Origin of the sequence: Microcystis ichthyoblabe FBCC-A1114 (genome assembly GCF_050500245.1) — a bacterium.
Taxonomy (GTDB): domain Bacteria; phylum Cyanobacteriota; class Cyanobacteriia; order Cyanobacteriales; family Microcystaceae; genus Microcystis; species Microcystis ichthyoblabe_A.
Genome location: NZ_CP191408.1, coordinates 1,904,413 through 1,919,486, shown reverse-complemented (window position 1 = coordinate 1,919,486; position 15,074 = coordinate 1,904,413). Strand labels below are relative to the sequence as shown.

At 40.6% G+C, this 15,074-nt stretch carries 8 protein-coding genes; 3 read left to right on the top strand and 5 right to left on the bottom strand.

The window, feature by feature from the left end:
* Positions 1-326 precede the first annotated feature (326 nt).
* Positions 327-3,719, top strand: a complete 3,393-nt coding sequence (locus ACQY1Y_RS09270) for a HypX (modular protein) (RefSeq protein ID WP_430014448.1) — start codon at positions 327-329, stop codon at positions 3,717-3,719.
* 168 nt (positions 3,720-3,887) lie between these two features.
* On the opposite strand, the gene ACQY1Y_RS09265 is transcribed toward ACQY1Y_RS09270, so the two are convergent.
* The 3 genes from ACQY1Y_RS09265 to ACQY1Y_RS09255 all read right to left on the bottom strand — a co-directional run bounded on the left by ACQY1Y_RS09265 (position 3,888) and on the right by ACQY1Y_RS09255 (position 8,314).
* The gene (locus tag ACQY1Y_RS09265; RefSeq protein WP_430014447.1) at positions 3,888-5,939 is read right to left on the bottom strand and encodes an FAD-dependent oxidoreductase; all 2,052 of its coding nucleotides are present in this window, start codon (positions 5,937-5,939) and stop codon (positions 3,888-3,890) included.
* 238 nt (positions 5,940-6,177) lie between these two features.
* On the bottom strand, positions 6,178-6,741 hold the full coding sequence (locus ACQY1Y_RS09260) for a Uma2 family endonuclease (protein ID WP_002740192.1): 564 nt from the start codon (positions 6,739-6,741) through the stop codon (positions 6,178-6,180).
* Between the two features lie 46 nt (positions 6,742-6,787).
* A complete protein-coding gene (locus ACQY1Y_RS09255) occupies positions 6,788-8,314 on the bottom strand; it encodes an AAA family ATPase (RefSeq protein ID WP_430014446.1) in 1,527 nt (508 codons plus the stop codon).
* Positions 8,315-9,150: 836 nt separating this feature from the next.
* On the opposite strand from ACQY1Y_RS09255, the gene ACQY1Y_RS09250 reads away from it, so the two are divergent.
* Positions 9,151-10,965, top strand: coding sequence for an EAL domain-containing protein (locus ACQY1Y_RS09250; protein WP_430014445.1), 1,815 nt, complete (start codon positions 9,151-9,153; stop codon positions 10,963-10,965).
* Between the two features lie 344 nt (positions 10,966-11,309).
* A complete protein-coding gene (locus tag ACQY1Y_RS09245) occupies positions 11,310-12,311 on the top strand; it encodes a phosphoribulokinase (protein WP_002750016.1) in 1,002 nt (333 codons plus the stop codon).
* Positions 12,312-12,362: 51 nt separating this feature from the next.
* Here the strand turns inward: ACQY1Y_RS09245 and ACQY1Y_RS09240 are convergent, their stop codons facing one another.
* Positions 12,363-13,076: a response regulator gene (locus tag ACQY1Y_RS09240; RefSeq protein ID WP_430014660.1), complete on the bottom strand. Its 714-nt coding sequence runs from the start codon at positions 13,074-13,076 to the stop codon at positions 12,363-12,365.
* 789 nt (positions 13,077-13,865) lie between these two features.
* On the bottom strand, positions 13,866-14,927 hold the full coding sequence (gene mtnA / locus ACQY1Y_RS09235; protein ID WP_430014444.1) for an S-methyl-5-thioribose-1-phosphate isomerase: 1,062 nt from the start codon (positions 14,925-14,927) through the stop codon (positions 13,866-13,868).
* Positions 14,928-15,074: the final 147 nt, after the last annotated feature.

The window sequence follows — 15,074 nt, the reverse complement described above, 5'->3', positions numbered from 1 at the left end:
AACTATGTTGTCAAAAAACTGAACAATGGTCAAGATGTACATACTCTTCATGTATTAGCGTAGAAAATGCACATATAAAAAGCCGCCCTCACCAGTTCAGTGATGGATACCCTATCGGTCTCTTCCGTCATCAGCAACCTCTTTCCTACATCTACAGGGTTTCACTACGAAGGCTAACAAACCAATTACCGATAATTTTAACAAGGTTTACAAAAATTAATGCAGATTTTTTATGCACATCCCCCAGATTAGCCTGTATTATATGAACATAACTATTGATCAAAACGGGCATCTAGGGCTGAATCATCAGAGTAACATCTAAACCTATGAGCGATCTGGACACAGAAAATCAAAGACAAAGCGATGAAGACCGACAAAGAGATGCTGCGGTGTATTTGCATCTCCTCAACAATTTGACCGATTTGGACATTAGTGAGAATAATCCCAAACCGAATGAGTACAAAATAGCCAAACAATGGGGACAAAATCGCCTTTTTGTCCGGCGAATGCTGCGTTCGGTGATGGGAGAGCGTTACCAAGAAAAGGAACGCGAGGAGCGGGTACCCAGTTTAAGCTTGGGGAAATTAGTTACTATTCTTAGCTCACTGGAGGCTTATTGGCAAGGAGAGTCAGCCAAAAATAAGGATAGTTTAGCCCAGAAAATGATCAATAAGTTTACCCAACAAGAAAAAGAACGAGTTCTCAAAAAATATGCACAGTTATCTCTGGATGAAAGGGATAAATTGAAATTACTTGTTCATCCCGAAGCTGGTTTACTTGAGCAGTTAAAAGAGATCATTACCGATGAAATACAGCCGGATTCCCTAGACGTTGTTAGCTTTTATAAACAGGCCATTAATCTATACAGTTCCCAAAAACAACAACACAGTTACCTAAAATCCCTTGACCCAAATGATAATCAAAATCTAGATGAATCTTTAGATAATCAGATTAGAGAGTATATTCAACCCCGATTAAAAAAATATTATCAGCATTTATCAACAGACTCGGAGCAGGAAATTATCAAGGATTTGGTTGATAAGATTTTAAGAGAAGTGAGCCGGACAGAATTTCAAGCTGGACTCAGACAAATTAAAACTGTTGTCGGGCAATGTCCAGATTTTGTTCAGAATAATTTAACTAGCGATTCCATATCCAATCTCTTTTTGGAAAGCCTGAGCAATTCAATTATCAAAAATAATTTATTAGGAGATAAATTTCCCGTTTATATCGACTATTTAGAAATTGAGAAAGTCAAACCTCTGCCCCTAAAATTATACCGAGGCAAAACAGGTTTAATCAATACCGATTTTCTCGATGATCCTGAAGACGAAAATGAGTATTATGCTCAAGGATTAGAAAAACAGATAGCTTATAGGGTGCGAGTGTATTTTTATGTCTATCCCCCAGAGAACTGGAAACCAAAACCAACCTTAGAAGAAAAAGAAATCAGCCAATTTTTCAAGCAAGAAGAATCAAACAGTCGATTAGAATTTTGTGAAGAAGTGGTAGGTGTGGGCAGTCCTATCGCTCATATCACCACCGCAATTAATCGATTTTTGTTTGAGGGGATAGATATTTTGAAAAAGCAAGGATATCTACCTGTCACCCAAAAAATAGTCAGTGAAGATAAAGTGATTGGCAATACAAGAAATAGTGCTGTTTGGTCTTATTCTCTGGTTAAGTTATGCAAACAGGAAGATGTGAAAAAATCTCTAGAAGGTGAAATTAATTATAATCAAATTGTCGCCGATCAAGAATTAGCAACAGGAGAATTTTATGGATTTGATCTTCTAGAATCTGCCGCTAAGTCTGCCCTTCATGCTCGACTGAGAGCCATTGAAAAAACGGCAATTGATTCTCAGCAATATCTACAACAACTTTGTCAGAGAATTGAGGAAAAATATATACTAGAAAAAGCAGAAAAATGGATAAAATTCTACCCTTTCTCTCTCAGGGCTATGCAAGATTATTTAGAAAAAAAGCTGTTTAAGGATAAATATCGCAATTGGGATGAGAGAAATTTCAAGGAAGTTAATAATAATCAAGCTTGGAGTATGGTGGCCTATGAAGCACATTTGGCAATTATTCAAGTATATCTTCAAGAGGGTCTCTATCGTATTGCCCAAAAATATCTTGAGGTTATTAAACCCCATATCGAAAAGGGACGACTAGACGATAAACTATTAGTTAGTCTCTACTATATCTGTCTATTTGATTATCATTTTTATACAGACCTTGAAGATGAGGAGCGTGACCATCAAGAAAGGGGTTCTGCAATTCGTAAAGCTGAAGAATGTTTGAACACTGCTGAAGAATATTTGCAGGAATATTTGAAAGAATACGCAATCATTGGTGAATACTCTCAAACTAATGCTCATCCTTTTTTCTATTATCTATCTCGTATCTATTCTCACCGCGCCAAAATTTATATCTTTTTCCCTTACATTGCTCAATTACCCAATCCCAAAACTCATTTATTAATTGAACCTCTTCGTCTCTTAGAAAAAGCTCGTATTTATGCGGCTAGAGACGGTGATGCTAATTACTATGCTTACTGGACAGTGTATCAAATTTGGTCTTATTTAATCACCGCCTATGTCGGAGACACCAAGCTATTAAAGGGAAAATTTAGCCGCCAAAATTGTCTAGGATGGGCCGAACGTTTAATTAAAAATGCTCTTGATTGTTATGGAGAGCGAGGCAGAAAATCTTATCAACAGATAAAAAATTATAGTGGTAAACAGAAAACAGAGTTTAGTGGATTAAAACCGGATTCGACTATTATATTTTATGAGCAATACAATGATATTTATGTGCAAACCATTCCCCCAATTATTGAAATCGGAAAGGGTAGCAGCCACTTAGACGAGTTTTATCAAAAAACTATTGAAATCGGAAAGGGCAGCAGAAACTTAGACGAGTTTTATCAAAAAATTCAAAAAACATTTAATGAATCTAGTCAATCTCAAGAAGAAATTACACAGCCAACTATGCCAGACAATCCAGACAATAAAGCTTCTTCATTTAGTATTGAAGAAATATTTGGTATTCAAGAAAAAATTATACAGCTACCCATGTCAGCATTAACTTACCTTGACTCAAATTCAGATAATAAAGTTTATTTATTTGGTATTCACGCTAGTCTTCTTTTATTTGGGTTGGGACTGGTGGAACTTTGTAAAGATAATCAGGAAGAAGGATTAGAAGAAAGTATTCGTATGGCGATGAAAAGGTTTACTTTAGGAGCGGCAATTGCATCTGAGGGAACAGTGGATGAAAAAAGAGGAGAAAAAACATATCTTCAGCGAATATTTACCGAGCAAAAGCCAAATAAAAATCAAAAAATGCCCGAAGATTTTCAAATTAGAGGCTTATATCCTCACCGGTTAACTCAGTTTACCGCTAAAGGGAAAATTTTTGCAGCAACCTGTCGAGTAATTCTCCTTTTGTATAACTACGAAAAATATAGTAGCTATTGGCCAGAGGTCGCCTATCTTTTGAATGATTTACACGATGCTCAAACTATTATAAGATCGAATAATCCTGATTATTCTTTGGGACAAAATCGCTATAGTGGTCATCTAGAACAACAATTTAAAGGGGTTAAAAGTTACTTGGAAAGTCAGAAAAATTCTGGCAAATCAGGTTCTTTAGAGGAAATTAGAAACAGAATTGTCACTGATATATTCAAAATACTTCGCGGCGACAAAGTGTAAGCTGCCCACCCACTTAAATTACTTGTTGAGATGAGGCACTCTTGCAACAGTAAAGGGATTGGGGGAGATTCAGCCAATCTAAGGATAGGGGGGTGAAAATGCGTCTTAGCTTAAAACCCCAGACCCTGCACCCTAACCCCACCAACAAACTTTTTCAGCAGACCCTAATTAATACCAATTATCCATCGACCGGAAAATTGAGGCATCGGGGAACACAGTGGGATTACCACTAGCGTCGATTTTTTGCCGTAATTCTCGCAGTTGTTTATTCCCGATGAGAAAATCACTTTCTACTAATTGATAGGGCAGTACATTATTATCTAAAGCATACACTGCCGTGATGCCAGCAGCTACCCCAGAGGACCACTCGAAGGAATGGACACGATAGGCGGCCGCGGCAATATGACTGAGAGCGATACTTTTACCCGCTATCAGTAAATTATCGATTTTTTGGGGAATTATAGCCCTTAAAGGGATCTCGAAGGGGTAAGCTTGGCCCTGTCCCTGTCTTTCTCCTGCTTTTTCTGTATTACCCGGTTTTTCGGGGGGATGTTCCGTCATGCAGGGATGAAAATCAATCGCATAGTGACCGATACCGACGGAATCGGGGTAAATGGTAGAGCGCTTGCGTTTAACGGCCTGATCGGGGGATAATGTGCCATCAAGTACGGAAAATCCCTCTAATCCTGCCAAGGTGGCAATTAAGCGCCGATATTCTGCCGGAGAAAGATTTTGACGATAGAAATCGCTTTGAAAATTTTGTCGGGAAATATCGATTTCCGTGACGGTAAAACCAGTGGGGAAAGTCAGGGAAGGACGACCGATAATCCGTCTTGCTTCCCGAATATAGGGATATTTTGACAAACCGTGGGCAGTTCCCATGGGAGAATCAAAACCGGAGAGATAACGGTTATTCAAATGGGGAACTTTTACCCCGTCCCCTAACTGGGAATCGGTGGTTCCTTCTACTAACCAATAATAGTAGGAAATGGCGTGTTCTTCGCCCCTGGCGAGGGTTTCTGTGCGTAATCCTCCCATCCATCCCCCCGGAGATAACTGTCCTAACTCTTGCAACTGTTCACGGGTGTAGATAAAGTTATCCTTCGCAGTCCCCGGACGGTAATCATTTCCCCAGGTCCAATTCTGCATGGAAATATCCCCCGGGACGGGTTCGGTAAAAGTAATTCCCCCAAAGGTTTTCTCTTTACCCAGTTGCGGACTCCAGATACGACGATAGGTGAAAACTAGGTCAAAATCGGCTAATCGCGGCAATTCATAGCTAAAATAGGGGGCATAGCGTTCATAATAAACGGGTTTCTCGTGGGTTTGTGGTTTTTCTGTTTCCTCCATGGCGAAGGTATAGGTAAAGCCTTGGGTACAGTAGGGGTCGCCAGTGACGCTAGAGGAAGAAGGTTCGAGATAACTGCGCTTATCGACCCCTAAACGGTAGGGAATATCTGATAATCCGATGATTTCTCCGGTTTCGGTCGCTTCAATCACATACCAATCTGCTAATTGATTCGGTTGGGAGGATTTGGAGACAAAACGGAGGATTTTTTTATCAAAACGGGGAGAATTTTCGTAGCGATAGATATCCGCCATTTTTTGCGATAAAAACTCGGTATTTAGGGGAGGAGTACCTTTTGCGGGACTATGTTGAATGGCAATTACACTGGTAATCTGTTGACCAGTGCCGCGATTGGGTAAAGTTTCAATATTTAATTCTTTGACTACCGTGGAGGGAAACCATTTCAGGGTTCCTTTGCCTTTTTTGGCAGCGTCTTCTAACTGTTGAAATAATAATTTATGTCCATCAAAAGGGAAAAAGCAAGACCCACTTACCCAACATTCCCCGGGGTTTTGTTTGCTGTAATGCTTTCTAATTCTTTCCCTAAATTCTAGATAACCTTTCGGGAAAAATAATTTTTCTCTTTGTGTCCGTCTTTCATCTAATGCGGAGGTTCCCTGAGAAGATATCTGTCCCCCCACCCAGTCGGTAATCTCGGTTAAACAGACGGTTTTTCCTAATAATAAGGCTTCGTAGGCCGCACCGGCACCGGCTAAACCACCACCCACCACCAGAATATCACAGCCGACGGTTTGATCCGGTTCTCGCGGGGGGGCTGCTAGGGTGAGGGGAGTGAAAGCTTGTAGGAGAAATAATCCCAGAGAGAGGGATTTAAGAGGAGTAAAGTGATGATTGAAAATTTTAGGGGACATTATTGACAAATATCAATGTTGTGGCTGAGAGTTTCCTCTTTCTTTGAAGAAGTAGCTAGGGCATCTGTTCCTGAAATCCTGATGTTTTTTTTGGGCGATATTGAGAACTTTGTAGCTTGATGCTGGCCTTTAAGAGATTATACACCTTCAATCTGACAATCGATCGCTTTTCTGGAAATGTTTTGACAAAGATATCCTGATTCGGTGTCATTCCCTTTGTTATTCCCTGTCATCCTTGCTAAGTTAAATTCAAAACAAACCCAGGTAAGACATCTTCCCCGGATAAAATCGCAGGCAAATTAATAATTTCCACACCGCTATTTAGTCGGTAGATTTCCACCTGCTGCTGTTGAGGATTAATCAACCAACCCAAACGTAAACCACTGGCTAAATATTCGCGCATCTTTTCGCGTAAAGAGGTTAAGGAATCGCTACGAGAACGTAATTCAATCACAAAATCTGGACATAAAGGTGGGAACTTTTCTCGCTCTTCTGCGCTCAAAGCTTCCCATCTTTCCCGTTTTATCCAAGCAACATCAGGAGAACGATATCCTCCCTTTGGTAAACGAAAAATTGTCGAAGAACTAAAGACTTTACCAGAATTACTTTGACGATTCCAAATCGTTACATCAGCAATTAAATCAGCTTCTCGATTACCACTATTTCCACCCACGGGAGGCATAATTAATAATTCTCCTTTTTGATTACGTTCTAAATTCCATGTTTGATTAGCCTGACAGAGATGATAAAATTGTTCATCGGTCAGATTAACTGTCTCTAGATTTAACACTACAGTTTTCATAATCGCTTCTCCTTTTTGCTACTTTATATCATTGATTCATATCAACCTATTTACCTAATTGACTCTCTAAAAATTCTCGCCAATCGGGATTAGTAGTGTCTAGGGAAATTAGATAGGGTTGTTCTTTTTCATGAAAAGGTTCTGTTTTTTCAATTTGGGCATTTAACACCTCGATAGTAGCGTCAGAAATATCGCCTTTTCTAGCGGCAATCCGTTGTTTTAAAACTTCTATAGGTGCGTGACAATGGACAATATGAAAAGGAATCTTTAAATTTTGGGCATAGGTTAATAAGGGTTCTCGCCAAGCATATTTATCGTAGCGTGCATCGAGAATAACCGGATAACCTAAAGTTATTAAAATTCGGGCTAATTCGGCCAGTCTAGCGAAGGTTTTTTGACTCATTTCGAGACTATATATATCTAGACTTCCTGTTTGATTTAAGTCAATTCCAGCCAAATGTTTGCGAACTGCATCGGAACGAATCTGAATAGCATTAAGATTTTTAGCAATTACTTTTCCTATGGTACTCTTACCCGATGCAGAAAATCCCGACATCAGAATTAATCTCGGTTTCTGCGGTTGTGTGTACTGCCAAGCTAATTGATAATAATCCTGTGCATCTGCTTTAATTTTCTCAGAAAAAGTGTCACCATCAAGCAGAAAACTATTGACTTTTGCCCTCACATACGCTTGTCTAGTCAGGTAGAGAGGCAAGACTTTTAAACCCTCCCAGTCAGCGGTTTGTTCTAAATAAGTATTGACAAATAAATTAGCGAAATCTTCTCTCCCCCTAGCGGTTAAATCCATGGCTGTAAAAGCAAGATCATACATGACATCAACGAAGCGAAAAGATTCATTAAATTCTATGCGATCAAATAATTGTATTTCTCCCTGCCACTGACAGATATTATTTAAATGTAGGTCTCCATGACATTCGCGAATCATCCCTTTTATTTGTCTTTCCTCTAACCAATCTCGGTGTTCTGCGAAAAATTTATCTGTATAAGCTTTTGTTTCATCGTATTGTTTTTGGGTTTGGACAAAATTAATATATTTCTCGGTTTGTTGGTAGTTTTCATCAAAAGCTTGTTTAATAACTTCTAAATTACCAAACTGAATAATATAGGAATTACTCACAGCTTGCCGATGAAATTGTGCCACTTTTTCAGCCAAAGACTCGATCGCTTTTTCCGTTAGTTCTCCCCGTTCAAAAATTTTACTGAGTAAACATTCTTGGGGAAACTGATTCATTTTTAAAATATATTCTATCACTTTTCCTTCTCCATTTAAACTTATGCTACCCTGTTCTTCATTAATTGACAAAACTTCCAGATAGATATTGACGGCAACTTTTTTATTTAACTCTAGTTCCTGTTCTAGATAATATTTTCTCTTTTCTAAAGTGGAGAAATTCAAAAAATCATAATTAACTGGTTTCTTGACTTTATAGGCATAATCTCCTGTCAAGAAGATAATTGAAGCATGGGTTTGGATAATTTCAACGGGAATTTTGACAGAATGAGGATAAAAGTCGGGATTTTTTAATTCTTCGATTAATCGGTTGCTATCCATAGGGAGAACTCCTCGGTGGTACATCTCATTTTTGTAAATTTACTAAGTTGAGATTTTTAAAGGGAAAATCTCTGCTAAAATCGGGCTTTATTTCTGATTTTATCACTCAATCTGGGACTTTGAGGGTTTCTACTCCCCGAAACCCGTTAGGGAGGACAGGAATTCGCAACCCGCGTGTGTGGTTTTAGATGTCCGTGGAGGAAGCACCTCTCCCAAAGTTCAGAAAGCATTAGCTTTGCAAGTGGTATGCTTATAGACGGTTGCCCGTACATTTGTATTGTTTTGTTGCTGATAGTCGGTATTTCTGCAAATGTGAGATGCAGCAGGTCTAAATTAATGAAAACTGCATCATGCAGGATGAGAGCTTTGCCAACTCAGCTTTAAGGGACTTGCGGGAATTAGGGATGCAGTTGATTTTAGATAATTTTGATGCCGGCTATTCCTGATTAAGTTATATTTATAAATACACCTTCGACAGTTTGAAGATCGATCGATCAAACCTTTATCCAATCTTTACCATCAAAAACCAAGCATTTAGCCATGTTATCGACTATGATCAGCCTAGAGCAGAATTTGAATTTACGAGTTATTGCCGTTGGGGGAGAAAGTTTACAACAGTTGGACACTTGCCCACGTCTCCACTGTGAAGAAGTACAATGATTTTGGTTGACTCGGACTTTGAACCCCGAAGATGTGACACATTTGCTGTTAAGTAACTGTTCCGAATTACCCCCAACACTTTATTGAGAAAATAAATTAACTTAAAGACGAATAAGCCGTAGCTTTTGAGAGAATAAATTAACTTATATTTTCACTTTTGTCGAGGTGCTGAAAAAATGATTAATGGTTCATCCAATTCCCGTTATCTCCTGATTGTGGAAGATCCTCAAGGTAGAAGAACAATTACCCTAGAGAACATGAAATATTCTCTGGGTCGTAAGTCTGATAATCAAATTGTTCTTCGCTCTAAACACGCGTCTCGCTATCATGCGACTTTAATTAAAAAGAGTATTGATCGCCAAAAATTTTCCTATTGGATTCTTGATGGTGATTTAGAGGGAAATAAAAGTCATAATGGCATTTACGTCAATGGGTCTAAATGCTTAATTCATGAATTAAAAGATGGTGATTTAATTAACTTTGGCTGTGATATAAATGCCAGTTTTCATTTAATAGCTAGTCAAGCAAAAATAGAGCGAGAATCAGTTGAAAATATAGAACATTTACAAGGGAAACCTACGGAAAATGAAACCAATTCTAGCCATAATGACCCCCATGCAAAAAGTACCTTAATTCTCCGTCAAGCTCCATCGCAAATCATAAGTTTTAATAGCAAGATTCAAGAGGAATATTCTTCGGTTGTTCTCAAGGATTTACCTAACCGTTCCCTCTTTAATGAACACCTCTCAAGTGCTATTAATAATGCCCAGAAAAATAATCAACTGATCGGGCTATTATTATTGGATGTAGGGCAGCTAAGAAATGTCAACAATCAACTAGGTTATCGACTGGGGAACAAACTATTAAAAATCTTAATTGAACGTTTAAGAAAAAGTTTGCGATCAGAGGATATAGTCGCCCATTGGAGAGGGTACGAATTTATTATCCTGCTGTCACAAATTAATGATGCTAATGATCTAGAAAAGGTTGGTCAAAGAATTATTAAAACCCTAGAAAGTAATAATGAAATCGAAAATCACTCCCTAGTCGTGCGATTAAGTTTAGGTTCAGTTATCTATCCCCCCGACGGCACAGACAGGAAAGTAATATTACAGAAACTGGAGGAAAATTTAGTAGCAGTTAAGAATAATATAAATGATAACTCCCAGATAGAGTCGGTTAATGTTCACCCCAAAAATACTCGTAGTTCTAAAGTTGAATATTTTCTCTATCAGGCAATGAGAAATAATGAATTAGCTCTTTACTATCAACCGCAAGTTAATATCATTAAGGGGCAAGTGGAAGGATTTGAGGCATTATTGTGCTGGTTACACCCTCAATTCGGATTAATCCCCCCTAATCGTTTTTTACCCTTAGTCGAAGAAAACGACTTAATCCTTGAGCTTAATCGTTGGGTACTAAAAAATGCCTGTCAACAGGCACAAATATGGCAGCAGCGGGGATTATTATACGCTCCCATCTCGATCAATTTGTCCCCACACCAATTGCGTGATCCCCAGTTGCTCACCAACCTCAAAGAAGTCTTGACTGAAACCCAAATCGGGCCTTTCTTTCTGGAGGTAGAAATAACTGAGACAAGTTTACTGGAAAATAGCCGCGAAACCGGTCGAATTCTTGGGGATTTGCAGAAATTGGGTATTAGTATTACCCTCGATGATTTTGGCAGCGGTTACGCTTCGATCGCCTATCTCGGTCAATTTCCCGTGAAAAAACTGAAAATAGAGCAATCTTTAACAAAACAACTCACTGATACTCCCCAAGATACCCGTTTTATCTCGTCATTGCTGGCGGTAGCGAAAAGTTTTAACTTAATAGCGATCGCCAAGGGAGTAGAAACCCAACAACAATTAGAAATCCTGCAAGAATTAGGTTGTGAGAGAATGCAAGGCAATCGCATCAGTTCCCCTCTAGCAGTGGAGGAAATGACGACATTTCTCCACACCCACCGCACCCTCTCAGTTGGGAATTAGGAGTTAGTCCCGATGAAAAAATTTTCACCAGCACAGATGAAAGAGGTTTCTTTCCCCACACCCTCTTTCCAGTCAGGAGACAGGAGGCAGCTTTTGTGTATTCTCCCCACTTGCGACTTTCCACTGATAACTGATAACTGATAACTGATAACTGATTTTGGTCACTGATTCCGGTATGATCTGAACAGATTATCTAGTATCAAATACCTACTCATTCTAGCGTGAGGCTCTTGCCGAACCTGTCAGCAGCAGAAATTTGTGGCGGCGGGGTACTGCTCGATCCAGAGTCTGGTTTAATTACATACTATAGGGTTAACAATTAGTTGTGTATTTAGAGGGAAACTATGGCCAATAAGCCAGAGCGCGTGGTTCTAATCGGTGTAGCTGGGGACTCCGGTTGTGGGAAATCTACTTTTTTACGTCGTTTGACCGATTTATTCGGGGCCGAGTTTATGACAGTGATCTGTTTAGATGACTACCATTGCCTCGATCGCAAACAGAGAAAAGAGGTGGGTGTCACCGCACTCAATCCGAAAGCGAATAACTTTGACCTAATGTATGAGCAGATTAAAGCTCTTAAGGGAGGTCAAGCCATTAATAAACCTATTTATAATCATGAAACGGGGATGATCGATCCCCCCGAAATCATCGAACCGAATAAGGTAATCGTGATCGAGGGACTACACCCCTTATATGATGAACGAGTCCGGTCTCTATTAGATTTCAGCGTTTATCTCGATATTAGCGATGAAGTCAAAGTTAACTGGAAAATTCAACGAGATATGGCCGAGCGCGGTCACACCTATGATGATGTGATGGCGGCCATTAATTCTAGAAAACCGGATTTCAGTGCCTATATCGATCCCCAAAGACAGTACGCTGACGTGGTGATTCAAGTGCTGCCCACCAAATTACTTGAAGATCACGAAAGTAAGTTACTGCGGGTTCGTTTAATCCAGAAAGAAGGGGTGGAAAACTTTGAACCCGCTTATCTGTTTGATGAAGGTTCCACCATCGATTGGCGGCCCTGTGGTCGTAAATTGACCTGCACTTATCCCGGTATTAAACTCTACTACGGTCCAGATGGCTTCTTGGGGAATGAAGTGTCGATTCTGGAACTAGATGGTCAATTCGATAACCTCGAAGAAATGATCTACATCGAAAGCCACTTGAGCAAAACCGGCACTAAATACTACGGTGAAATGACGGAATTACTGCTCAAACACAAGGATTATCCCGGTTCCACCAATGGTACGGGTTTATTCCAAGTCTTAGTCGGTCTCAAAATGCGTGAAACCTACGAAAAACTAATGGCAGCCGAAGCAAAAGTGGTGGCCCAAGTCTAGTTTCTAGTTTTGACCGAACCGGCATCCTAACCCTAGAGGATGCCGGTTTTTTTAAGCTACTAATCCCGATCGCAGGGCCAACACTGCCGCTTGAGTGCGATCATCCACAGAGAGTTTATTTAAGATATTGCGGACATGGGTTTTCACCGTGCCGATGGTGATATAGAGTCGGTCGCCAATCTGAGCATTACTAAAACCCCCGACAATCAGAGCGAGAATTTCTAGCTCTCGTTCTGTTAGGGGCACATTTTCCAGCAATTGGCGATGTTCTGGGTCAACGCCTTGAATTATCACTGTTTTGCCGTCGGTGCGGCTACCGGTGGCAAAATTTTGGCGCACTTGTTGCCGAATAACGCCGACGATCACGGGATCGATCCAAGGATTGCCTTCGTGGGTGGAATAAATCGCCTCGACTAATTTATCGACGCTGGTATCCTTCATACAGTAGGAATCAGCCCCAGCACTAAAAGCCGCTAAAACCTGTTCCTGGGTGTTGTACATGGTTAGCATGAGGATCTTCGTAGCCAAGCTGTCTTCGCCGCAATTTTGTTGGAAGCGTCGCATTAACTCAATCCCATCGATCATGGGCAAAGCTATATCGATGATCGCTACATCGGGTTTAGTCTCCTCTAGCAGTTTCAGTCCCTGTAATCCACTGATGGCTTCTCCCACCAATTGAATACCCTCTCGATGCTGGAGAGCCGCCACTAACCCCATGCGGGTTAAATCGTGATCCTCTATGACGATAACCCGCACTTTATCCATATTTTTTCCCGGTTGTGCTGAACTAGGCGATGATTCAATAATTTTGGCTTTTGGATTATTAGAGCCGTTCCTAAACATTGACTTCACTCCCTTCCTTGAATTGAATTCCACTTTCTTATCTTCATTCGGCAATCACCTGTTTCCAGTTAATTTTATTTTTACTTAATCAAAGCGGCGATTACAAATATAATTAAACTCCCCTAAAATCTACTCAAATCTACCCAAATCTAGACTTTACTACTCCGATCTTGGTCTTTACTCTTGTACTATAACATCGTGTAAATCTCGATGAGGTAAAGAGTTAACAGGAATAAATTTTCGAGATGCTTGGGTTTTAAGAGAATAAAACCAAGCTCTGGTTCATTTAATTTTTTTAGACTATCTCAACACAAATCTTTTAAGTAAACAAAAAGATATATCTGGGGATTAACTAAGATTAATTAAGCTGAATAATAGCATTTAACTATAGATAAAAGCAAATCCTAATCATTGTCTTCCTTGATGTTATTCCCATACGCTATTTTAGTTTATTTGTCAATAGTGATCTTACCCATTTTTCCCTTGGCCGTCACCTCCAATTGGATTGAGGCGGAATTTTTCCCCACTGTGCCAAGGGACTTGCGTGGGAATAATATCCCAATCGATCGGAGGGCGCAAGCTTTGCGCCCCTACAGTAACGGATTTTGTCCACAATGTAGGGGCGAACTGCGTTCGCCCAAAAGGTACATTATCAAAGCGCAAGTCCCCAATCCAGATAAAAATGGTATCAGTGGGGAAAAAGCTCACCCCCTAGGATTCCTGTAAAAAAATTAATTCAGCCGGCGTTACCGCTCCTTTTTCGGTAATGATAGCGGTGATTAAAGCGGCGGGAGTAACATCGAAGGCAGGGTTATAAAAGTTAACATCTCTAGGGCAAAGGGTTGTCGTCCCCACCTGATAAATTTCGGCACTATCGCGCTGTTCGATCGGGATACCCGTACCATCCTTAAGGGAAAAATCCACCGTCGATAGCGGGGCAGCCACATAAAAAGGCAGATTATGAGCTTTCGCCACCACCGCGAGGGAATAGGTGCCGATTTTGTTGGCCGTGTCCCCATTGGCTGCAATGCGATCGGCTCCAACGATCACCGCATCGATCAGTTTTTGCTGCATACAGTGGGCCGCCATGCTATCGGTGATCACGGTGACGGGAATTCCCTCCCGCGCACATTCCCAGGCGGTTAATTTTGCTCCTTGCAACCTTGGCCGGGTTTCATCTGCATACACTTGTATTAATCTACCCGCCGTCCAAGCGGAACGAATTACCCCTAAAGCAGTGCCATAACTGGCCGTGGCCAGGGACCCAGTATTACAGTGGGTTAAAATCGTCAGTTTTTCCGGTTGCTCCGGCAGCGCCAATAAACCATGATGACCGATCGCCCGACAGGTTTCCACGTCTTCTTTTTGGATATTGTGGGCAGTTTCCAGGAGATTTTTGCTAATTATTGCCACTTCTGGGCCACTTTCCTGGGCCACTTTTAACATTCGCTCGATCGCCCAGAATAAATTCACCGCCGTGGGCCGGGTTTGGGCTAATCGATCGGCTATTCTAGTTAAATCGGCCAGAAACTGCTCTTTCTGGTCAGTTTTAATTTCCTGCGCTCCTAAAACCATACCGTATGCAGCCGCTACCCCGATCGCCGGGGCGCCGCGCACAATCATCGTTTCGATCGCCCGGGCCATGGCTTCACTGCTGGTGATCTCAACTTCCCCATACTCCATGGGTAAACGGGTTTGATCGATCAGCCAGACTTTGTTATCTTGCCAACGCACGGGATAGATTGAGTTATTCTCGGCATTGTTTGTGGTCATAATTAGTAATCTCCGTAATAGTTGCAAAATTTTGGTTTTTTTTAAGAGGTCTAGTCTCGTGCGCTCTAGTTACTTTAAGCGATCGAGCTTGGATTTTGGTCATAACTAGATTAGGGTTTAATCTTATATATCCCGAATTTTATCCTT

Bases quoted from the DNA above. Each gene is read 5' to 3' on its own strand.
- ACQY1Y_RS09265 (WP_430014447.1), bottom strand. From the start codon at position 5,939: ATGTCCCCTAAAATTTTCAATCATCACTTTACTCCTCTTAAATCCCTC.
- ACQY1Y_RS09245 (WP_002750016.1), top strand. From the start codon at position 11,310: ATGGCCAATAAGCCAGAGCGCGTGGTTCTAATCGGTGTAGCTGGGGAC.
- mtnA (WP_430014444.1), bottom strand. From the start codon at position 14,927: ATGACCACAAACAATGCCGAGAATAACTCAATCTATCCCGTGCGTTGG.
- ACQY1Y_RS09255 (WP_430014446.1), bottom strand. From the start codon at position 8,314: ATGGATAGCAACCGATTAATCGAAGAATTAAAAAATCCCGACTTTTAT.
- ACQY1Y_RS09240 (WP_430014660.1), bottom strand. From the start codon at position 13,076: ATGGATAAAGTGCGGGTTATCGTCATAGAGGATCACGATTTAACCCGC.
- ACQY1Y_RS09270 (WP_430014448.1), top strand. From the start codon at position 327: ATGAGCGATCTGGACACAGAAAATCAAAGACAAAGCGATGAAGACCGA.
- ACQY1Y_RS09250 (WP_430014445.1), top strand. From the start codon at position 9,151: ATGATTAATGGTTCATCCAATTCCCGTTATCTCCTGATTGTGGAAGAT.
- ACQY1Y_RS09260 (WP_002740192.1), bottom strand. From the start codon at position 6,741: ATGAAAACTGTAGTGTTAAATCTAGAGACAGTTAATCTGACCGATGAA.